This window comes from Amazonocrinis nigriterrae CENA67, assembly GCF_016056305.1.
Taxonomy (GTDB): Bacteria; Cyanobacteriota; Cyanobacteriia; order Cyanobacteriales; family Nostocaceae; genus Amazonocrinis; species Amazonocrinis nigriterrae.
The window spans coordinates 183,377-206,266 of the sequence record NZ_JAECZC010000086.1; the positions used below are offsets into that span (position 1 = coordinate 183,377).

Genomic DNA, 22,890 nt, shown 5'->3' on the forward strand with positions numbered 1-22,890 from the left:
TTTTAACGTCGCAGAGATAAACGAGGACGGTTTTCCATCTGTTTACAAAGTCTTAGTTCTGTGCCTTTACGGTTCCACTGTACTTGATCAAAAATTTGGTGGAGAAGACATAGACCACGACCGCTTTCTGCTTCATCAGGTGGTAAATAATCTGTTGGCTCGTCATCACCACCAGATATGGGAGTAAAGCCTTGACCTTGGTCTGATATTACCCACCAATACTGATTATCTATAAGAGAAAAACGAACTACAACTGTTTTACTAGGATCAAGGTTGTTACCATGTTTCGCTGCATTTACTAAGGCTTCTTGAAGTCCTAGCCGCAGCTCTGCTTGCAATTTTGCTGGGATCTCTGCCAATAGTAAATCTAAAATCGGACAGAGATAAAGAGTTGAGGCGAAACTAATAGTGCCCCAATAACGTCCAACTGGACGAAGGGAAATGGTAATCACAAGAGAAACCCCGTAGCTTTCAGTTAGCTAGACATCAGTTTGCTTTTACAGGCACCCTGATAAAACTTGAGGTGGTCATGCTGCCTTCAAACTTGCGTCTTTAATACTAAAATTTTGAAAATGCTAGGGAGCATTGACTCTGTTCATGAGGTTAGGTTGCTGATACATAAAACGGCTGTAAAAAACCTGCTAGTGCAGTTGGCAACTGGTAAAGATGCTAGATGTGTAAAAGAGTATTGGAATGCTCTTTATATTGTCCGTTCGTACTTTAGACAATCCTAATTCATGCTTTTTTAGAGTGTATGCAACTTTAATTTTTTTAACAAAATCATTTCTTTTTTTATCTTAATTCGATTCTAGCATTTTTAGTATGCATTAGACTACAAATTTCAAATTTAAGTTTTTCTATCAGATTCAAGATCGTTGTGTAAATGTGATAGCACAAGAAAAGCAGCAGCTTCCACATGAGCTGTTTGGGGGAAAAAATCAGCAGGTTGTATCCTGGTGATCGTGTACAGCCCATCTTGGCAGAGTAATTTCAGGTCACGAGCGAGAGTAGCTACTTTACAGCTGACGTAAACGATGCGGGGAGGTTTCGACTCTATTAAAGAATCGATCACAGCGCGATCGCATCCTTTACGTGGCGGATCAAGTAAGACTACATCTGGTATTATGCCCATCTGCGGCAGCAATTTCTCTACTGCCCCGACTTGAAATGTCACGTTCTGAATTTCATTAGCTTGGGCATTTAAAATCGCCTGTTTTACTGCTTCTGGTTGTAATTCCAATCCTGTAGCTTGGCGTACTTGTTTGGCTAGGGGTAGAGTTAAAGTGCCAATACCACAATAAGCATCAACTAGCAACTCATTTCCTTGAAGATTTAATTCTGATTGGATTACTTGCAATAAAGCTTCTGCTGTTTCTGTATAAACTTGGAAAAATGTATCAGGGCGGACTTGAAATTCTAACAGGGCAAACTTTTCTCGCAAATAGGGAACTCCAGCAAGACAACGAGTTTCAGTTCCAAATATAGTATTTGTGCGATCGCTATTGCGATTTAAGGAAACTCCCACTAATTGGGGATAGCGTTTTAACCATTCTTGTGCTTGGTTTTCAATTCCTGGTAAATTCCAGTCTTTGACGACTAAAGTCAACAACATCTCGCCAGTGCGTCGTCCGATACGTAAGCTGAGATGGCGGACTTGTCCAGTGTGACGCTGTTCGTCGTAAATTTTCCAACCTTGTTTTTGGATGTCTTGCTTAACTTCAGCCAGTAGAGGATTTAATCGTTGGTCTTGTACTGGGCATTGATTCAAGTTAACTAATTGGTGACTACCTTTTTGATAGTAACCAGCTTGTACTTGACCTGTGGCGGAAATCCCTAGAGGATAAGTGGCTTTATTACGATAGCCCAAAGCCTCAGCAGCAGTCAGTACTGGATCTACTGGTGGTTCAACGAAACCGCCAATGCGTTGTAAAGCTTGAATAACTTGATTTTGTTTAGCCGCTAACTGATACTCATAATTAATATGTTGCCATTGGCAACCACCACACTTATCAGCCACGATGCAACTAGGTCGGATACGGTGAGGAGAGGCTTGCAATAGCTGATGAAGTTTGCCGTGGCCATATTTAGGTTTGACATGTACTAAACGAACTATAGCGCGATCGCCTGGGACAGTATCCGGGACAAATACCACACGTTCATCAAAACGTCCTACCCCATCGCCTGTATCATTTAGATCAGCGATCGTCACTTCAATTAATTCACCCTGTAGCCAAGCGGTTTTAGTCATCGTTAGTCATTTAGTCATTAGTCATTAATCAGTGGTCAGGAGACAATAATTATTTCTCCCCCATCTTCCTCATCCCCCTCATCCCCCCATCTCCCTTATCTCCCTCATCCTCCATCCCCCCTTCACTTGTGTACCTCAGACTCGTTACACTAGCAAATAATATTTCATGTGATTGCAATAATCATGACTGTAATTAGCCAAGTTATTCTCAAAGCCGACGACGAACTGCGCTATCCCAGCAGTGGCGAACTCAAGAATATCAAAGACTTTTTGCAAACCGGTGAACAACGCACACGGATTGCTGCTACCTTAGCTGAAAACGAAAAAAAGATTGTCCAAGAAGCAACTAAACAGCTTTGGCAAAAGCGTCCCGACTTTATTGCACCCGGTGGCAATGCTTATGGAGAACGGCAGCGTTCTCTGTGTGTCCGTGACTTTGGCTGGTACTTGCGCCTAATTACCTATGGTGTACTTGCTGGTGACAAAGAGCCAATTGAAAAAATTGGTTTAATTGGGGTGCGGGAAATGTATAATTCACTGGGGGTTCCTGTACCTGGAATGGTAGAAGCCATTAGTTCTCTGAAAAAAGCCTCCCTTGATTTACTAAGTGCGGAAGATGCCAGCGAAGCAGCACCCTACTTTGATTACATCATCCAAGCGATGTCTTAATACAAAGTGTGTGCTAATTCTAGGAATCTGCTTTCACTCTGACAGAGTGAGTGCAAAGTATTCGCACTCAACATCTATAAGATTTCTAATTTGATCATAACCTGCCCACATTTGGTAGTAGCTCTGGCAATTTGTCAAGCCACTAACTAAGTGTGGGAATATTTTATTTATGGGGATTGGGTATTGGGGATTGGGTATTGGGGACTGGGAGAAAGCTAGGCTAACCAAGCTCATCAGTACGCGACTACCTCCCGATTTCCAATTTCCAATTCCCAATTCCCCTTCGGGTGACGCTCCTGCGTCGAAGATCGCTCTTGAGATCGCCAGTCGCTCATGGGGGACTCGGGGCCCCCACGACCGAAGGGAGTGGAGATTGGGGGTTCTCCCCCAATCCCCTTACGGGTGACGCTCGCAAGCTCGCTAACGCTCTTGCTAACGGCAGTTGCTTCAAGTCGGGGAACCCGCCCAACGCACTGCCTCACCGCGCTGGCTCACCAATTCCCAATTCCCCAGTACCCAGTCGTCAGTTCCCAATCTGTTTAAATCCACAAACAAAAAGCCGACACTCCTTTAGGAAAGGCTGTCGGCAATTAGTGTGTTCCCTATTAATGACTCGGCTAGAGTTCAGTTAAGATAATTATGGCAATTCGCTAATTGAAGAGAGACGATCTTAATCATTGGTCGATGTGATTTTAATCACTTGATTGTTACCAACAAGCTGTATTTGCTTCAATGATTTATTTCTGTAGGAAGATATATACATAAACATCAATTTTAAAATGTATTTATCAATACAAAAATACTATTTATAAATCATAGAGCGATCGCATCATTGTAAATCCATCACATCATTTTGTGGATGGCAACAAGCGTACCCCTTTTACTGTTATGGATACTTTTATAACCATAAATGCATATAATTTGAAGTTATCAGAGAAAGAAGCTTACAACTTGTTAATTAGACTTGTTCCCAGGAAAATATCAAAAGAAGAGTTATCTGCTTTCCCAGAACAGCACCTACAGCGCAAGTAAATAGATAGAATAATCCTCTGTCCCCTTGGTGCATTACTTCCATGACCGCCACCTCAAAAGATCCGTTTTCCCCCCAAGAAATTGCTGCCGAAGGCTTGAAGCCAGAAGAATATACAGAAATTGTGCGACGGTTAGGGCGTCATCCCAACAAAGCTGAACTGGGAATGTTTGGGGTGATGTGGTCAGAGCATTGCTGTTACAAAAATTCACGACCTTTACTCAAACAATTTCCCACAACTGGGTCGCGCATCCTTGTAGGGCCAGGTGAAAATGCGGGAGTTGTAGATTTAGGCGAAGGATTACAACTGGCGTTTAAAATTGAATCTCACAACCATCCCTCAGCTGTAGAACCTTTTCAAGGAGCTGCTACTGGAGTAGGAGGCATTCTCAGAGATATCTTTACAATGGGTGCGCGTCCCATCGCCCTATTAAACTCGTTGCGCTTTGGTTCTCTAGAAGATGCCAAAACCCAACGACTATTTAGTGGTGTAGTGGCTGGCATCAGTCACTATGGTAATTGTGTGGGAGTACCCACAGTCGGCGGTGAAGTTTACTTTGACTGTGCTTATTCTGGTAATCCTTTAGTGAATGTCATGGCACTGGGATTAATGGAAACACCAGAAATTGTCAAATCTGGGGCATCTGGTCTAGGTAATCCTGTATTATATGTTGGTTCCACTACTGGACGCGATGGTATGGGAGGAGCAAGTTTTGCCAGTGCCGAATTAAGTGATGAGTCAATCGATGACCGTCCCGCCGTGCAAGTGGGCGACCCCTTTTTGGAAAAGTCGTTAATTGAAGCATGTCTAGAGGCATTTAAAACAGGTGCAGTCGTCGCCGCACAAGATATGGGTGCAGCTGGTATCACCTGTTCTACGTCAGAAATGGCAGCAAAAGGCGGTGTGGGCATTGAACTAGATTTGGATAAGATTCCGGTGCGGGAAACAGGGATGGTTCCCTATGAATACCTACTTTCGGAATCTCAAGAACGGATGTTGTTCGTTGCCCATAAAGGACGTGAACAAGAGTTAATTGATATTTTCCATCGTTGGGGACTTCATGCTGTTGTCGCTGGCACAGTAATTGCTGAACCCATCGTGCGGATTCTCTTCCAAGGTGAAGTCGCAGCAGAAATTCCCGCTGAGGCCTTGGCAGAAAATACCCCACTTTATCATCGAGAGTTGTTGGCAGAACCACCAGAATATGCTTTGAAAGCTTGGGAATGGACACCTGAAGCTTTGCCACCTTGCACAAGTGCTGGCATCGAAATTCAAGGATGTTTGCACAGTTGGAACGATATTCTGTTAACTTTACTCGATACACCCACGATCGCTTCTAAAAGCTGGGTATATCGTCAGTATGACCACCAAGTCCAGAACAATACTGTCATCCTCCCAGGTGGTGCAGATGCCGCTGTAGTGCGCTTGCGTCCCCTTGAAGAGAAGCAGGGGAGCAGGAGAGCAGGGGAGCAAGGGAAAAGTCCTAATACTCAATGTGGAGTAGCAGCTACAGTTGATTGTAATTCTCGTTATGTTTATCTTGATCCCTATGAGGGAGCTAAGGCAGTGGTGGCAGAAGCAGCACGCAATCTCAGCTGTGTGGGTGCAGAACCTCTGGCGGTGACAGATAACCTCAATTTTGGCAGTCCTGAAAAACCGATTGGTTACTGGCAATTAGCAGAAGCTTGTCGGGGTTTAGCGGAAGGTTGCCAAGAATTAGCAACACCTGTAACTGGTGGTAATGTCTCTCTATACAATGAAACTCTCGATTCCCAAGGCAACCCACAGCCAATTTATCCTACCCCTGTTGTCGGTATGGTGGGTTTGATTCCCGATTTAAGCAAAATTTGTGGTCAAGGTTGGCAAACAGAAGGTGATTTAATCTATTTATTGGGATTACCCACACAATCGAAAATTGAATTGGGAGCATCCGAGTATTTAGCCACCATCCATGGTACTGTTGCTGGCAAACCCCCACGCATAGATTTTGACTTGGAACGTCGCGTACAACAAGTTTGCCGAGAAGGAATTCGTGCAGGTTGGCTACGTTCAGCCCATGATTGTGCTGAAGGAGGACTGACTGTTGCTCTTGCAGAATCTTGCATTGCTGGCAACCTCGGTGCTGAAATTACTGTAGAAATCACGCCAACTCAAGTACAACGCTTGGATGAAGTGTTGTTTGGCGAAGGTGGTGCCCGAATTCTAGTTTCTGTTGCTTCACAAGAGCAAGAAATTTGGGAATCCTACTTACAGGAACATTTGCCTCAACAATGGCAAAAATTAGGTAAAGTTGGAAATTCCCATACAGGTTTGGGGGTTTTATCCACTGATAACCATAGTCTCATCAAAGTTAGTATTGAAGATATGAGAGCTCGCTATGCCAGTGCCATCAAAAGACGTTTAGCTACCCATACCGCCTTAGAAGGATAAAATTTTTCTACTTTACATTATTTAGACTTTATCCTTCATCCTTCTTAAGGTACTGTTTTAATAGATGGTTAAAGATTTGTTAAGAACTCCGCGACTATCGAGCGACATAATCCCTGTGACTTGACACCAACACCAGGAGCAAAGCCAGCATGATTCCCATCCATCCCGTGACTTCGGATGAATACCCCCGACAGACCAATAACTTAATGAATAGTTCCGAAAATCGTCCTGACAAACCAGAAGAAGCTTGCGGTGTTTTTGGCATCTACGCACCAGGAGAAGACGTTGCTAAACTAACCTACTTTGGATTGTATGCCCTCCAGCACCGGGGTCAAGAATCAGCTGGTATTGCTACCTTTGAAGGTACGCATGTACACTTACATAAAGATATGGGCTTGGTGTCTCAAGTCTTCAACGAATCGGTGTTAGAGCATTTGCCCGGAAGCATAGGGGTTGGTCACACTCGTTATTCTACTACTGGTTCTAGCCGCAAAGTTAATGCCCAGCCCGCTGTACTAGAAACTCGTCTGGGTTCAATCGCTCTAGCTCACAATGGTAATTTAGTCAATACTGTGCAATTGCGAGAAGAGTTACTCCAGAGCAAATGCAACTTAGTGACCACTACAGATTCAGAAATGATCGCTTTTGCGATCGCCCAAGCGATCGATGCTGGTGCAGATTGGCTAGAGGGTTCGATTCAGGCCTTTCAACGCTGCCAAGGAGCTTTTAGTTTAGTCATTGGCACTCCCATTGGTGTGATGGGTGTCCGTGACCCCAATGGCATTCGTCCTCTAGTAATCGGTACTTTGCCTGAGAATCCCATCCGTTATGTTTTGGCTTCTGAGACTTGTGGTTTAGATATTATTGGTGCTGAATACCTGCGCGACGTGGAACCAGGCGAGTTAGTTTGGATCACTGAAGAGGGTCTAGCTTCCTACCACTGGAGTAAACAGCCCCAACGTAAGCTTTGTATCTTTGAGATGATTTACTTTGCTCGCCCTGATAGCCTCATGCACAACGAGAGTTTGTACAGCTACCGGATGCGTCTAGGACGACAATTAGCTGAAGAATCTCCTGTGGATGCTGATATTGTCTTTGGTGTTCCTGATTCTGGTGTACCTGCTGCCATTGGATTTTCTCAAGCTTCAGGTGTAGCCTACGCTGAAGGATTGATTAAAAATCGCTACGTTGGGCGAACCTTTATTCAGCCAACACAAACCATGCGCGAGTCGGGTATCCGCATGAAACTCAACCCCCTCAAAGATGTACTAGTGGGTAAACGAGTGATTATTGTCGATGACTCGATTGTGCGGGGTACCACTAGTCGTAAGCTGGTTAAAACTTTACGTGAGGCGGGTGCAGTGGAAGTGCATATGCGAATTTCTTCTCCACCCGTGACCCACCCCTGCTTCTACGGCATTGATACCGATACACAGGATCAGCTAATTGCTGCCACTAAGTCAGTGGCAGAAATTGCCCAGCAACTAGAAGTGGATACTTTAGCTTATTTAAGTTGGGAGGGAATGCTAAAAGCGACGGGAGAAGACCCCAATAGTTTTTGTTCTGCCTGCTTCACTGGAGATTATCCTGTAGCAATTCCTGAGCAGGTGAAGCGCTCTAAGCTGATATTAGAAAAGGCAGGGGTGTAGAGACTGGGGACAAGGAGAGTAGGGAAAGTAGGAAAACTCAAGGCCGCCTTTACAGATAAGGGACAATGGAGAAATAGGAAGATAGAATCCAACACTCCTAGTTTCTCACTTGAAAGTGCTGAGTGCAGTTGCTCCTCAGCACTCAGCACTTTGCTATATAGGAATGACGCAAAGGTTACGGAAGAATATAGATGCGTTGGCTAAGCCTTCTTGTTAACTGAAGTTGTTCCTGTTTCCTCAAAGCGGGTTCCCCCAGGGTAGGTTAGAGTAGCAGCTTTCCGAAGGGTACAGCTTTAATAAGTCAAAAGCGCGGACATAACATAAGATTGGCATTACCTCTTGTATGTATCAAGCCTGAGGTTTTCTCTTGTGAGGTTATATCACGCCTCTGAAGAAACTACTTAAGTTTGAACTGGCAGTTATAACAATACATGATCATAGTTTCAACCTTTGCATCAAGTTACAGTTTTGGTAAATGACAGCTTTAATATAGTGGAATCCTTGGCCATTCTGGACTATTGAGAATTAAAAGCGTAGTCAATGGTCAACTATAGCTTAGATTGTAGCTGCAACTGTAATACCCTGGTTGTTGACAAGAGACATTTTCTTTAGTAACTATCTCAAACTACGTAAGTTCGATGAAGTTAAGGAATAGCAGGAGATAGTGCTGGTAAGCCTTTAGGGTAGATATGGAGCGATAGCTTATAGGGCAAATACATATGAGCAGCCAAAATAGCTATCAAATTGCTTTATATCCTCACAAAAAACTCATAATTGCTGAGATATATTGTGACCCATAGAACACTACTACATTAGCTACTTATATCAAGTCCGTTAATTAGTTATGCTTCCTACAGTCATTGCACCCTACCAGCAACCCCTCTTTGCGAACCGGGGCTAGGGACCCCTCTGGGAATTAGGCGCAACAAGGCAAAGCGTAGCTTTGATGGGGTGGGATTGAGAGGGTTTGTTAACTAAATTGTTAAAAGCCTGTGTAGACAGGATTTTTATGTATAGTAATGATACCATTTTTGTATGAAGTTGAGCTTAATTTGATTACGCTGTAGTCTCCCCGATACTTGGGGAAGACGGCGTAGCCCAGGCATTGAGTCCATTCTTACAAAGAATTGGTATAAATTTAGTGGTAATGAATTTGTGATGCCTTTGTTAAAGTTCGACTTTTTACAAGTGGCTACAGGGATTCTCAGGTTGCCTAAACTCAAATGCTTGTGTAATATTTCGGTTTTACGCAAAATTCAGGGCGATCGCAGTGAATTGATATTTCTGTATTTTTTTCCTTTCAACTATCAGTGATATATCAAATCCTGATTCTGCTGTTCCAATAATATTTACAGGGATTAGTCTTTAATCCCTGTACAGATTTGTTACGAATTTTTCAAAAGTTCTAATCTCTTTCATCACTAATGATTGCTACCAGAGATGGTGATTATTTCGTCTAACATCACACCTATCCAAATAATTTAGCCAAGTTTTAAACCGTGTTTTCACCGAAGCATAACGTAGATTTATGAAATATATTTACATCATGGTTGAATGAAACATTGACTAAATAGAACCTCACAATTTCAATAGACAAACTTCTGATTTACAAAAGCAAAAATTCGTTAATACATTAAGTTATGTTAAACAAGTCTATGATATCAGCGGAGTAATATTTACTCCACTTATACTTCATCAACCTGAGATAACAAAATTCCCAACTTCATCTGATGTCTGCCGAAAAGTCTTTAAATTCATTAGATATTTAAATGCATTAGATATCTAAATCAATCAAATAATCCCTCAATTGTTTGATATGCTAATTAGGAATCTTGCATAAGTATTTATTTAACTCACACAGAGTAGGACACATATCTGCTTTGGTTTCCAAAGTTGAATAAAGTGTCTATGGTGCGTGGAAATAGTCTCCAATTAGGACTTTTGTCACAAAGTCGATTTACTAGGGACTCCAAATCATGATGCCCTCACCTGAATTTTTACCTCAAGTTACCAAAGAATTAAACAGCATTGTTTTTACTAAACCTATTGCTTTAGAGTTTTATATTCATGAAACTACCTAATAGAAAAATTAGGGTTTGGAAAAATGAAATGATGGATTTTTCTATTTATAAAACTGACCTTTTGCACATCCCGTAAAAAGTCAGTCCAGATTTCGTTTTTTTCCAAACTTTTTACATATTTTAGGAGTTGAATTATGTTTCTTTCTCGAGTTTTGGCTACAACTCTAGTTGTCGGCCTGGGAATTGACATGGGGCTAAAAGCTGAATCCTTTGATAACGCAGACTTATCTCTCCCAAAACTGACACATACAGATACCACAGCCAATTTTAATACAGCTAAAAGCGCACCTGCTTTCAGAATCGGCTCTGACAAATTGGCTTTGGCTACTTCTGGCACAACATACTACGTCTCTCCGACTGGAAACGATGACAATAATGGCTTGACAGAAGGTACTGCACTTCGGACGTTGCAAAAAGCAGCAAATAAGGTGAAAAACCCTGGGGATACAGTCTATATTATGAACGGTACATATACTCAGGATGTGACAAACCCTGGTAAATCGCTCCTCACGATTTATCTAAAACAAGGCTCTGCGGATGCACCGATCACTTTCAAAGCTTATCCTGGTCACAAGCCTTTGCTCAAATCAACCGGTAGCTATGCGATCACCGTCAGTGGTTCTTCCTACATTAATATTGAGGGTCTGAAGCTAGTAGGCAGTAACGACAAAGTTACATTGGAGTATGCACAACAACAAAAAAATAACCTGAAAGATCCACTGACGAATGGGGCGGCCATCATGGTTGCGCCATCTTATTCAGATGGAATAATCACGAACCGTTCCCACCATATTTTAATTCGCAACAACAATGTTTCTAAGTTTGGTGGCTGTGGTATTTGCACAAATCAAGCTGATTACATCACCATTGAAAAGAACGTTGTTTCAGAGACGGCATGGTATTCTCCTATAGGAACAAGTCCCATTAGTACATTACACAACTGGAATGCTGACAACAATACAACCGACTACAAAATAATTATTCGGGAGAATGTTGTTTACAATAACATCAACTATATTCCCCGGTATGACAGCAATAAAGCTACTGAAGGACATGGCATCATCATTGATGATGCATTAAATACCCAAACGAATTCTACTAATGTACCGTACACTGGTAAAACTTTGATTACTAACAACGTCGTCTACAAAAATGGTGGTGGTGGAATTCACGTTTTTAAAAGTCCCAATGTAGATGTAATTAACAACACCACATATCAAAACGTGCAAAGTCCTGATCTTCTGGGGGTGGGTGAAATTAATGCTATCAGATCAGAGAATGTCAAAGTGTTCAACAACATTATGGTACCCACCAAAGATGGATTAGTAAATAATGTAGCTTATGCTGTCAATACCATCTATGAGAACAATTTGGTGTACAATTCTTCCAAATTCAAAACTTTGGGAGGTTTGAGCAATATCATTGGAAAAGACCCAAAATTTGTAGATGCTGCCAACGGTAATTTCTACCCCCACTCCAATAGTCCAGCTATCGATGTTGGACTTGATGCCTTCAATGGTGCAAAAGCGCCAAAAATTGATCAACTTAATGCTACCCGTCCAATAGATGGAGATGGCAACGGCATTGCAATTATAGATATAGGTGCTTTTGAACGCAAATAGTTAGATTAATGTGCGTTTAAACCCAAACCTTCCAAAAAAAGGGGAGTCAGGGCTGGTGACAGTAGCCCTGACTCCCCAGTTGTTAGATAGAAGTCATTATTTTTAGTCTGTATCCCTGCTAGAGACTAAGGCAATTTTTGAGGTAGGCTCTGTTTACTCAATAAGGCATTTAATCATCAACAAATCGTACTTTGGAAGTCCTTATTAGTAAGCACCTGTCTTTTGCAAGATAACCTTAATAGTTTTCAGCAGAATTTTCAGATCTAACCAAAGCGACCAATTTTCAATGTATGCAATATCTAATTTCACTCCATCCTCAAAGTTATCAATATCAGAGCGACCAGAAACCTGCCATAGTCCGGTGATACCAGGTAAAACTTCTTGGCGAATGAAGTGGGTCGTTTTGAACCTCTCTACATCTCGGACAGGTAGAGGACGAGGACCAACTAAACTCATCTCTCCAAGTAGCACATTAAACAGTTGTGGCAATTCATCTAGACTATAAAGGCGCAGGAATTTGCCAATTCTTGTGACGCGAGGGTCATCTTTGAGTTTAAAGAGAACACCATCTTTAATCTCATTTTTTGCTTCTAGGGATGCTTGCAATTTTTCTGCATTTGTAACCATTGTTCGGAATTTCCATATCTTGAACTGCTTACAATGCAGACCAATACGATTTTGCTTGAAAAAGACTGGGCCAGGAGAATCTAGCTTAATCAGCAGGGCAATTAATAGGTATAAAGGCGACAGAAGAAATAGCAAAATAATTGCACAGAAGAGGTCGAAGCACCGCTTTAGCCAAAAATCACCACCTGCAATAATCGGTGCCGGGATTGTCAGACATGGTACTTCACCAATCATCCACAATATAGACTTAGGCGGCAGCACTTCTCTCTCAGTTGGCAAAATCCGGAGGGTAATACCAGCATTTAGGAAATGCCAGGAAACATATAGACGGTTCTTGATTGCATTCCAAGAAACAAAAGCTTCCACAATACCTCGATTGTGAAGAAACTCTAGAGTTGCTTCTCGATTATCTCTGTCTAGAGAGCTGGCTTCAGCTACTCCAAAAATATTGTAGCAATTCTCTTTTTCTATTAACTTAACGCTACTTTCTTGATCTTCTACATCTGTGATCAGAAAAACAGGATAACGAATTACTCCTACTTTCCGAAGTACTTTAGTAGCAAAATCAAAGACTAACCGATTTGCACAAATCAATGCTACAGAAAACAACCAAAACAAGAGAAACGTTGAGCGGGATATATAGCGTTGAGGTTCATAAAGAAATGCAATCAACAATAGGAAAAATTCTGAAAGGGTAACAGCTTTAACAAGCAGACCATAGTTACGCCGATGAATGCCAGCATTGTATAGTCCCTTCGATGCTATCATGCCAAGTTCGACTACGAGAATTAGCAATAGGAAAGAAGATTTTTCTGTCCAAGGAGAATCTATTGGAGTTCCATAAAATACTGCCAACTTCCATGCCAACGTTAAAGATAGGGTATCTAGCAATAACAGTGTTATTACTCGGAGGACTCTTATAGCTAGTCCTCTTTGTATCCTTGCGGCTTTAGCTGATCTTAAATCTGGCTTAAAATCTACTAATGGTACATATCTAGATGTCATGTTTTTTAAACTCCACTATTTTGGTATTTAGCTGTACTCCAAGATTTGGTAGAAAATTCATTCGTTCTTCTTGATTAAGACAACGAAGCTAATTGTTTTCGATTTTGCCATTATTAACATCAAATAAAATTTTCATACACTACACCTTACCTTTTGACAGTAATTTCAACCCTTGACTAAGAGCCAATTAAGCAAAAGCCGTCAATAGTGACTAAAATTTGTTTGATTTTTTAGCCACTATTAACGGACTTGACTTAATCTAATAAGAGAAATCTATTGAAAGAAAAACGAAGCACCCTTCAGGCGCTACTACTATTTCTATTTCATAATTTACTTGAACTTGTTCTCAATACCTTTAACCATGGTTTGTACTCGCGCAGTCCAAGTGTGATTAGCCACAATTACCTCTCGTGCTTTTCGCCCCATCTCAGCTAACTGGTCACGAGATTTATAGGCTTGCATGATAGATTGCTTAATTTCTTCTAAGTTATTTTCTTTAAAGAAAAAACCTGTTTGTCCCTCATAAACTAATGTTTGAGTATCGTCCAAAATAGGTGTCAGCACAGGCTTACCCATACCCATATATTCATATAGCTTCAAAGGCGATCTATATACTTTTCTTCCTTGTAAATCTAGATGTCCTAAATATCCAATATCACATCCAGCTACTATAGGTAACACTTCTATATGTGGAAGGCGACCTACAAAACGTACTTGAGATGTTAGCCCTAGTTGATGAGTTAAATTTTCCCATTTCTCTTGCATAGGGCCATCTCCTATGACAACTAGATTAACTACTATTCCTGTTTCTTTCTTCAGATAATCTAATGCGTTAATTAGCAGGTCTAATCCCTGCCAAGCATCTAAAGTACCAACAAAACCGATAGTAAAACCGTCAAACAGATACTTTGGAGGATATTTTTCTGGGTTAATTAAGTCAGTATCTACACCATTAGGTACAACCAGTATTTTTTCGTCGGATATCCCCGCTTCCTTTACAAGTCTTTCCTTAAGAACCTCACTGACACAGACTAGTACATCACACTCCTGATAAGCTTTAATCTCTGTACGACGCGCTAAATCATAAAGTACCAAGCTTTTCCGTTCAAATTTTGCTTCTTCGTAAACAAGAGCATTGGTTTCAAGTATCCAAGGAATGTTATGTCGTTTGAATGGCATTCCCATAGCTTGAAAAGCACCAAATCGTTCGTATACCCAGTCTACTTGTCCACCTAACTCTTGATATGCCTTTTGTGCATTTATGAATCCTCCCAATATACGAATCACATCTACAGCGAGAGTCCGAAAAAAGTTACTGTTGATTGCCTGTTCCGAACCTTTTCCAACAAAACTTTTTGGAATGCGATCGCCAACAATATAAGGCTTGACTTCACAACCTAGTTTTTGAAAGGCATTGATCACTCCCAATACATGGGAGCGCGGGCCAGTTCTTTCTGCTTCGGGATGTGTGGAAACCCTTGGTGCACCCGAAAGATAGGCAATTCTATACTTCATTATTCACCTATGAAGATAAAGCTTGCAAAGTTTTTAAGACGATACCTTAAAGATATGTTCTCTGGAATATTTGTAATCAAAAAAATCACTCTCAAGTTAACCCTCTTTAAATGCAGATGCACTCAAATCTTGATAACCGATAATGGCACGTATGTATGGCTGAAGCCAATAAAGCCACCAGAAAAAACCTGCATGTCTGCGAGTAAAAACTGTCCATGATTTTAGAGGAAAAGCTTTAGGTTGAGTAACTTTTCGCAAACGCTGAAGTAAAGAGAGCTTAGTATCTGCCCAGCTTCCACGTACAGAATTTCTAGAACAGGTAGCAATAAATCCGGGTGCTATCCAAATTGAACATCCCTGCTTACGCGCTCTTAGTCCATAGTCAAGATCCCCCATAATATGGATAAAGGCAGGATCTAAATTACCAACCTTAACAACAACTGAGTTCGGAATCAACACACAGTTGCCATTCATCGTTTCACATTCTTGGAGTTCTGTTCCAGCTTCTACAGTCACAAATTTACGAGAGTACCATCGTTTTTGTTGTTTTTGCCCTCCATAAGTTGTCTGATGGGTAAATGTATCTTTAGTAGAACCGACGATAATTGAATCAGGCTGAAGTTGCTGCTTAAGTTGGTAATGTGAATTTAGCAATCTGTGCAATGCAGTAGATTCCAAGACAATATCATCATTTAGCCATAAATAATAGTCATAGCCTCTTTTTATAGCTTCAGAAAACGCTAATCTCATTCCTCCTACCCAAAAAAGATTACCATTTCCTTGCAATATCTTTACCTCTGGATAAGCTGTACTTACTGCATCATAAGTACCATCAGAACTACCATCATCAACTAAGTAAACATCAAAGTTAATATCTTGCTGATAAAGCGCTTTGAGACAACGTAGTGTTGTGTCACGGCGATTGTGACAAGTCATTAAAATTGCCAGTTTGATACTCTGAATGTAATCCATTACCTCTGTTAATTAATAATTTTACTTACTTTATTTATGGTGTTGGTTCTTAAAAATTTCTCTCAAGAATAACCTTGCTACAAACCAGGGTTCTAGTAAGTAGCGTTTCCAAAGTCTTTTTGGCTCACTCCACAAGCGATAAAACCACTCTAAACCTAACTTTCCCATCCAGCGAGGTGGAGTTGGAACTGCTCCGGCCACATAATCCATGCAGGCTCCACTAGTCAAAATAGCATTTGTATGTATATTTTCTAGGTTGTCCAATATCCAGTATTCTTGACGTGGCATACCCATACCGACCATCAGTACATGGGGTTGATAGGCTTTAATTGCTGCCAAAGTAGCAAGGTTTTCCGGGCTTTCCTGACGTATGTCGATGTAGCCGTCAGTGGTAGCAATTTGTAGACCTGCAAACTTTTCTTGTAAAATCCTAGCTCCTCGTTCTGCAACTCCTGGCTTAGATCCTAGATAAAAGACACGCCAGCCTTTCTCGGCTGCTTCCGCCATCAAAGGCCATACCCAATCAGCATAAGTCACTCGTTGCTCTCGCTTTAGTGGAAAACCTAGCAACTTACCAATCAATACCAATGGCATACCATCAATATGTGAATAGTCTGCCTTTGTATAGAAAGCACGCATTTTAGTGTCGTGATGGAAAATATAAAGGCTATGTAAGTTGTGATTGGCAATTATCCATTTTTGATTTCGCTCAATAGATTCTGCAATCAACGAGTTAAGTTCGGAGATAGAAAATGCATCTACTTGAATTCCAAGGAATTTGTATCGCAATTTTTGCATTTGAAACATTTGTGCAAGTTCCAATGATTCGGTTAATGCTTACAGGATGTTTGAGAAGTATCAATAATTTTGATGAGGTTCAAAATAAAACTACAGTCACCACCGAAGGAAGCTGCAATACCATATTTTTCGTTTTAGGCTATTCCCAATTCTCTACTCACTTAAAGCCAGAATTTGATTATTCAAAACGAATTTTCAAACATCATCCTAGAAGTTTAGCTAAATAGGTTTTATGATTTACAAACATACTCTCAGTGCTTTGCAAATTAAAGGCAGAAATATTTTCACTTACTATTTAAAGCTTCTGGCGATGCTTTTAAGTAGAGTTCACTTTTCATTTGCTTATTATCAAGAGCAGATGAGAGTGCTGTTGATACATATACTAACCAAAGTAAATTTCCTCCTGATAGAATTATATTACCTTCGCTTATATTAGCAACAAAGAAAATTCCCAAAAATTGTAACATCCAAAAATGTTCTTTGTTTTGAAAGTAGGGAAGTAAATTTATAATTCTGATTATCAAAAAGAAGTAATTAATAATAAATATTACAACACCTACACATCCCAATTCTAAAAATAGTTCTATCAAGCCATTATGAGCATGAAAAGCACCTGCCCTTCTTGTTTCTTCGTCTTTACTAGCTGACCAGCTATTATCGTATACATAATCAGAGACATCAGAAGTCCAAAAACCGAGATATCCATAGCCTAACCAAGGTTGCTCCAAACCTTTTGTAATTGATGCCTCCCATAAAGGAAGACGACCGTTCAATTCAACATCTTTTCCTAATAAATCAACTACTATAAATTCATAATTAATAGCAACATAAGTTGTAACTATTGAAAAAATTACCACTAAGATAAAGAAAATAAATGGCTTGTATTTTTGTTCTTTCTGCTGAAAGAATTTATTCAAACCTAGAAGAAATAAAGAAAAAGTAAAAACTACTAGCCCTGTTTTACTTCTAGAAGCTATTAAAAGATATAAAGAAAGAATTAAAAATATTATGTTAGCTAATTTATTATTTACTTTGGCAAAATAACTACTCAAAAAAAGTGAGGCAGTAAAAGCAATTTGACGACCCAAATTTTGCTTATGGCCAGCAATACCTGTCCATAATGCATTTCCTGCACTATCCGTTCCAATGCAATAAGAAGGTAATAAAAAACATGTCACATAACTCAGGATTACCCGTATCCCAGTTGCCCAAGAAAGCAAGCTCATTTGCTCACGGGGAGTATACTGCATAGCTAAATACACTCCTAAAAGAGAAGTACGTAGCAAAAACCTAATCTGATATGCAGTATTTGGCATATCTGCAGACCAAAAATATGAACCAATGGCTAAGCCAACTAAAACTAATAAAGATATATCTTGTGTAGCGACATAAAAGTACTTTTTCCCTCGCCTGAAAATTATAATAAATAAAAATACATAAAAAATTGTACTAATAATATTTAGTACAATAGGCGTAAAAAACGTAATTTGTTCAATAGAAGCTAATAGAATAATTACAGTGACTACTTCTAACTTTCTTAATAGAGGCATGAGCAATAATTTTTAAATTTTATACTATAGTCAAAGTTTATGTTAATAAAATTAATGTAATTGACATTTTCCTTTAATGGAGTGCTATCAAGTTACTCAAGTGACTTTCAGCCATTACTTTCATCACAACTTTGTTAGGCTATTGTCGTATAAAACAATATTATCCAAGCTAAACAGTATTCTGAAATCATCTTCCTTTATAGAGTTTTTCATTTCCCTGATTTGTGTATAGATTATTTATATTGTCCAGTACCCAGGCAATACCTGGAGCTAAGTATTCAATAAAAAACGGTACATTCTCGCACTCATAAGACATTTAATCTCATCTATGAATTAAAAAATAGAAATGATTTAAGTTGAAGCATAAAGATTTTCCTAGTTTTTGGATGAGTACCATTAGCTAAAAAAGAACCAACTGCATAAGAAATTACTGTAGCGATCGCAGCACCTGCTCCTGAGTAACTAGGAATCAAAAATAGATTTAACACAACATTGGTAATTCCCCCAAGAATAGCTCTATACATAGCAAGATGTGTCAAGCCTTCTGCTACAAACCAGGGTGACACTGCTACTCCTATAAATACAAACAATGAAGCCCAAATATGAATTGCTAAGACAGTTCCTGCTTCTGCATAGCTATTACCAAACAGTAGGTTAATGATTGTTCCTGATAAAAATGTCATTGGAAAAGCAATTGTAACAGAAACAAGTACTAGAAAACGAAGCAATTTTTTGAGTCGTCCATAGTAGAGAGTTTCGTCAGCTTCTTTTTTAGCTGCATAAATTGCTGGAGCTGACGAAGAAACAATTATCGTAGGGAGAAAATACCAAACTTCAGAAATACGGGCGGCCGCAGCATAAATTCCTACTGCTTCTTTGCCAACCATTTCACCTAACATTATCTGGTCAATTTTCATGTAAATTGCAATAGCAAAACCAGAAAAAATTAGAGGCCAACTTTCACTTATTAGAGACTTAGCAACAGAAAGACTCCAACGCCACGATCTAACCGAAAATTTATTAAATTTGTAGGCGATCACTAAACCTGCTGCACCTACAACAACTTCAGCTGATGTTGCACAAGCAAAAGCTAGCAATGGTGCTTTGATATTAATCAAAATAATCTTGACTATGGTAATCGCTAAAAATGCCATGTTCTTGGCAATCACAGTGTACTTAGACTTTACTTGCGATTGAAACCAAAGATCAATTGTATCAAAAGCTAGAAAAATTCCTGGTGCTGCTAATATGAACACTAACCATACTGTTAGAGAATCATCATTTTTTGATAAAAAAATACCACCAAATGCTAGAAGTAGAGCTAAAATTGGACCTACCAATTTTAGCCAAAAAGTTGTTCCTAAAATTTCTTCCTTGGCTGATGAATCATGAACCAGACGGCGGATTACCAAACCGTCTAATCCCAAACCGGCAACTGGACCAAACAATCCTACAAAGGCGCTAGCGTAGTTAAAAAGACCATACTGTTGCACTCCCAGATAGCGGGCAATCCAAACACCCACTATTAAACCTGCACCCATACGAAGAATGCGGTCAAAAAATAGCCAGCCTGTATTTGTGATAATCTCACGCAGCCCAGAGCGCGATTTGATAAATGACAGCTTCGGAATTTTGAATTTATCTAGCATTAAATTTTAAGTGTTGTGGTTTTCTTGCTCTAGAGGCTGTTGCTTAAAGTACGGAGTTATTTAGCGGAGCCTGTTCATTAGACACCGCTATTGTCTGTAACCCTTAAATCATTTCACTTAGTAACGGCAGACTTTTGCGACACATAGCCAGATTCAGCAGAGTCTCTAGAATAGTAGAAGTAGCTGTCAGGCTCACTTTTAATATTCACACCGTTAATGACCATGCCCAAGACTTGTTGACCTGACTGTTTGAGAAACTCTTTAGCTGCATTGGCACTCGCATAGTTGATCACTCCAGGACGAACTACCAACATGATGCCGTCAGCTAACTTGCTTAAAACAGCAGCATCTGCCATTCCCGATAGGGGAGGAGTATCGAAAATTACAAAGTCGTATTCTTCTGTAAAGGAAGTGACTAATGTAGCCATCCTTTGAGAATCTAACAATGCTACTGAGTTAGGTGGTACAACTCCGGAAGGAAGAACGTAAAGATAAGGCATTACTTCCTGTATAGCTATACGCATCGGAGATTGGTCAACTATCACATTTGATAGCCCGACTGCGTTTGTCATTCCCCAGATATGATGCTGCACTGGACGGCGCATATCGGCATCAACTAGCAATACCCGATGTCCCAACTGAGCCATTGCTACGGCTAAATTTGCAGCCACCTCAGACTTGCCTTCTTTAGACACGCAACTACTAACTACGATCGCTTTTAGCTTTTTGTCCGAACTCAAGAACTTCAAGTTAGCTTGTAGTATTTGATATGCATCACCAACAGGGAAATGAGGAATATCTCTGCCGATGACTCTAGGAATTTGCTGATCTGCCCCTGGCAGATAATAACTTTTTTTACCATTACCACCGACTAAAGGTATCACACCTAGCAAAGTATATTGGAACAATTCCCTTGCTTCTTTTACTGTCTTCAACGAGCGATCAATTAAATCCAACGTAAAGGCAGCCATGATACCAAGTAGTATACCAAGAACTCCTCCACCTGCAATAATTAAGGCTTTACGAGGCCCAGTGGGTTCATCTGGTACTAAAGCAGGAGAGATAATACGAGCATTACCAATATTTTGGTTTTCTGCTACTTGGACTTCTTGCAGCCTCGTCAAAAGTGCCTCATAAGTTGTTTGAGACGCTTTCAACTTGCGTTCCAGTTGCCGCTCTATCTGTTCTAGTCGGGGTAAAACATTTACTCTTTGTTTATAAGCAGACAACTTACTCGATAGTGTCGCAATTTGTTGCGATAAACCGACCCGTTCTGCTTCGGTGGTAGCAAAATCTTGTATCAAGTTTTGGCGCAGTTCACCAATCTGCAAGTTTTGTAAATTCTGTACATTTTCCAGAGGAATTTGCTGGTTGCTACCCACAGCTTGCTTGATACGATCTTCGAGCAAGCTGTTGAGGGCAGCGATTTTTTCTTGCAAGTTAATTATGGTGGGATGACCAGGTTGCAAACGAGTTTGCTCAACCGCCAATTGGTTTTGTGCTTCTTGAAGCTGAGTAAGCACTTGCTGAATTCCAGGTATTTGGCTCAAGGAAGCAAAAGTCACAGATTGGGATGAGTTAATACTACCCTGATTTTGCAATTTTTGTGACTTAGCAGTAACATTAGCGTATTGAGCTTGAGCTTGAGCAAGTTGCTGTTCTAAATTAGAAATTGTTTGAACTGCTAAACCTGCTTCTGATTCTAAATTGATTATTTTGTTTTCCTCTTTAAATCTACGAAGAGTTGACTCAGCCGCTCTTACAGATAGCTCAGTAGCAGGAAGCTCTTTCATGATAAACTTACGAGCAGAGACTGCTTCAGCCCGATTTGCCTCTATGTTGTTTTTGATATAAACTTCCATTAGCTGGTTGACAACTTTGGCAGCTAAATATGGATCTTCATCTTTATAGTAAATATCTAATACTTCAGTTCCTTTATAATTCTTTGTCTTAAGTCTGTCAGTAAAATCTGGGATTGTCAGTAATTGACCTTGATCATCTTTTAAATTAAGTGTTCTGATAGTTTCCTGAATCACTGGAACAGATTCAACTATTTTCGCTTGAGTTTCTAGAGGATTGTTTGTATTAACTAAAGGCTCTACTCTTCCTATGGCTTCGCCTAGACCAGTTAGTGATGTGCTACGGTTCGTCTTCACCAACAAACTTCCTTGTGCCTCGTATGAAGGTTTCATAGAGAATGCTTGCAACGATGCTAGCGCAACAACAACTCCAAAAACACTTACCGCTGCCAGCCAGCGTCGTTGTACAACAAGTAGATATGCCTGAAAATCTACCTCTTCCAAATTTTGTTTAGATTCCATAGTTATTGCAGAGATTATTGCTTTTATTGATGGTCAGCTTACTTTTTTAGAGGACTCCAGAAATTCAGCTGCTGCAAACAAAATTGATGCAGCCTGATCTGGATGTGAGTAATGTGGGCAAGTAATTATCCAAATTTAATACGAACTGAGAAAAAGTATCAACAATCAGAACTATATGCTTCATATGTCATATCCATGACCATAGAACAGGCAGGTAGCTCCCAAGTTTTGAATTTAATGTACCGAAGAGGCAGACTCACTCAATCACTACAATTAACCATAAAACAAATGCCACAGGCTGTAAAACAAGTAGTACTCTAGGTGATATTCAACTACCTAACTTGTACAGGTACTAGCATGTAGACCATGTATTTTTAGAGACAAGTATCCTATATATTAACCTTATTCACTGGCAGATACACTACAAACAACCATAAGGTCAGGCAGGAGAGACTGAGATCATCAAGACCATCGAAGCCTAACTCCTAAATCAAACATGATACATTTAATTTAGAGCGTTATTATTTTTGCATTTATAAATACAACTTGAATAAACATACCAGATATAAGTAAATGTAGTCAATACTACTGTTGACAAAAATGTCGACAAACAATGTGTATTAGTGGTTACTCTTAAGCTTGGAGATTGACTGTGATGCCTCTGAAAGATTAATGATTGTTGTCTTAGACAATCAATAATATAGATTAAATACAGCGAAAATT

At 40.0% G+C, this 22,890-nt stretch carries 13 protein-coding genes; 4 read left to right on the forward strand and 9 right to left on the reverse strand.

Going from position 1 to position 22,890, the window contains the following annotated elements; translation table 11 throughout:
• Positions 1-2: 2 nt before the first annotated feature.
• Complete coding sequence (locus I8748_RS29315) at positions 3-452, reverse strand: ATP-binding protein (protein ID WP_198128010.1); 450 nt, start codon at positions 450-452, stop codon at positions 3-5.
• A gap of 395 nt (positions 453-847) precedes the next feature.
• A complete protein-coding gene (gene rlmD, locus I8748_RS29320) occupies positions 848-2,248 on the reverse strand; it encodes a 23S rRNA (uracil(1939)-C(5))-methyltransferase RlmD (RefSeq protein WP_198128011.1) in 1,401 nt (466 codons plus the stop codon).
• A 183-nt stretch (positions 2,249-2,431) separates the two neighbouring features.
• Here rlmD and I8748_RS29325 point away from each other — a divergent pair, with 183 nt between their 5' ends.
• The 4 genes from I8748_RS29325 to I8748_RS29340 all read left to right on the forward strand — a co-directional run bounded on the left by I8748_RS29325 (position 2,432) and on the right by I8748_RS29340 (position 11,730).
• Complete coding sequence (locus tag I8748_RS29325; protein WP_198128012.1) at positions 2,432-2,917, forward strand: allophycocyanin subunit alpha-B; 486 nt, start codon at positions 2,432-2,434, stop codon at positions 2,915-2,917.
• A 1,073-nt stretch (positions 2,918-3,990) separates the two neighbouring features.
• Positions 3,991-6,378 (forward strand): phosphoribosylformylglycinamidine synthase subunit PurL, encoded by a 2,388-nt coding sequence (gene purL / locus I8748_RS29330; protein ID WP_198128013.1) that lies wholly within the window; start codon positions 3,991-3,993, stop codon positions 6,376-6,378.
• Between the two features lie 149 nt (positions 6,379-6,527).
• The gene (purF, locus tag I8748_RS29335) at positions 6,528-8,027 is read left to right on the forward strand and encodes an amidophosphoribosyltransferase (RefSeq protein WP_198128014.1); all 1,500 of its coding nucleotides are present in this window, start codon (positions 6,528-6,530) and stop codon (positions 8,025-8,027) included.
• A 2,215-nt stretch (positions 8,028-10,242) separates the two neighbouring features.
• Entirely contained in the window at positions 10,243-11,730 is a 1,488-nt protein-coding gene (locus tag I8748_RS29340) for a right-handed parallel beta-helix repeat-containing protein (protein ID WP_198128015.1), read from the forward strand.
• A 204-nt stretch (positions 11,731-11,934) separates the two neighbouring features.
• On the opposite strand, the gene I8748_RS29345 is transcribed toward I8748_RS29340, so the two are convergent.
• The 7 genes from I8748_RS29345 to I8748_RS29375 form a co-directional block, all read right to left on the reverse strand.
• Positions 11,935-13,362 (reverse strand): sugar transferase, encoded by a 1,428-nt coding sequence (locus I8748_RS29345; RefSeq protein ID WP_198128016.1) that lies wholly within the window; start codon positions 13,360-13,362, stop codon positions 11,935-11,937.
• A gap of 330 nt (positions 13,363-13,692) precedes the next feature.
• Complete coding sequence (locus tag I8748_RS29350; RefSeq protein WP_198128017.1) at positions 13,693-14,877, reverse strand: glycosyltransferase; 1,185 nt, start codon at positions 14,875-14,877, stop codon at positions 13,693-13,695.
• 96 nt (positions 14,878-14,973) lie between these two features.
• Positions 14,974-15,849, reverse strand: a complete 876-nt coding sequence (locus tag I8748_RS29355; protein WP_198128018.1) for a glycosyltransferase family 2 protein — start codon at positions 15,847-15,849, stop codon at positions 14,974-14,976.
• A 30-nt stretch (positions 15,850-15,879) separates the two neighbouring features.
• Positions 15,880-16,647, reverse strand: a complete 768-nt coding sequence (locus I8748_RS29360; protein ID WP_198128059.1) for a WecB/TagA/CpsF family glycosyltransferase — start codon at positions 16,645-16,647, stop codon at positions 15,880-15,882.
• 284 nt (positions 16,648-16,931) lie between these two features.
• The gene (locus tag I8748_RS29365) at positions 16,932-18,197 is read right to left on the reverse strand and encodes an O-antigen ligase family protein (RefSeq protein ID WP_198128019.1); all 1,266 of its coding nucleotides are present in this window, start codon (positions 18,195-18,197) and stop codon (positions 16,932-16,934) included.
• Positions 18,198-18,523: 326 nt separating this feature from the next.
• Positions 18,524-19,846, reverse strand: a complete 1,323-nt coding sequence (locus I8748_RS29370) for a flippase (RefSeq protein WP_198128020.1) — start codon at positions 19,844-19,846, stop codon at positions 18,524-18,526.
• Positions 19,847-19,959: 113 nt separating this feature from the next.
• Complete coding sequence (locus I8748_RS29375) at positions 19,960-22,167, reverse strand: GumC family protein (RefSeq protein ID WP_198128021.1); 2,208 nt, start codon at positions 22,165-22,167, stop codon at positions 19,960-19,962.
• Positions 22,168-22,890 lie beyond the last annotated feature (723 nt).

Bases quoted from the DNA above. Each gene is read 5' to 3' on its own strand.
- rlmD (WP_198128011.1), bottom strand. From the start codon at position 2,248: ATGACTAAAACCGCTTGGCTACAGGGTGAATTAATTGAAGTGACGATC.
- I8748_RS29325 (WP_198128012.1), top strand. From the start codon at position 2,432: ATGACTGTAATTAGCCAAGTTATTCTCAAAGCCGACGACGAACTGCGC.
- purL (WP_198128013.1), top strand. From the start codon at position 3,991: ATGACCGCCACCTCAAAAGATCCGTTTTCCCCCCAAGAAATTGCTGCC.
- purF (WP_198128014.1), top strand. From the start codon at position 6,528: ATGATTCCCATCCATCCCGTGACTTCGGATGAATACCCCCGACAGACC.
- I8748_RS29340 (WP_198128015.1), top strand. From the start codon at position 10,243: ATGTTTCTTTCTCGAGTTTTGGCTACAACTCTAGTTGTCGGCCTGGGA.
- I8748_RS29345 (WP_198128016.1), bottom strand. From the start codon at position 13,362: ATGACATCTAGATATGTACCATTAGTAGATTTTAAGCCAGATTTAAGA.
- I8748_RS29350 (WP_198128017.1), bottom strand. From the start codon at position 14,877: ATGAAGTATAGAATTGCCTATCTTTCGGGTGCACCAAGGGTTTCCACA.
- I8748_RS29355 (WP_198128018.1), bottom strand. From the start codon at position 15,849: ATGGATTACATTCAGAGTATCAAACTGGCAATTTTAATGACTTGTCAC.
- I8748_RS29360 (WP_198128059.1), bottom strand. From the start codon at position 16,647: ATGCAAAAATTGCGATACAAATTCCTTGGAATTCAAGTAGATGCATTT.
- I8748_RS29365 (WP_198128019.1), bottom strand. From the start codon at position 18,197: ATGCCTCTATTAAGAAAGTTAGAAGTAGTCACTGTAATTATTCTATTA.
- I8748_RS29370 (WP_198128020.1), bottom strand. From the start codon at position 19,846: ATGCTAGATAAATTCAAAATTCCGAAGCTGTCATTTATCAAATCGCGC.
- I8748_RS29375 (WP_198128021.1), bottom strand. From the start codon at position 22,167: ATGGAATCTAAACAAAATTTGGAAGAGGTAGATTTTCAGGCATATCTA.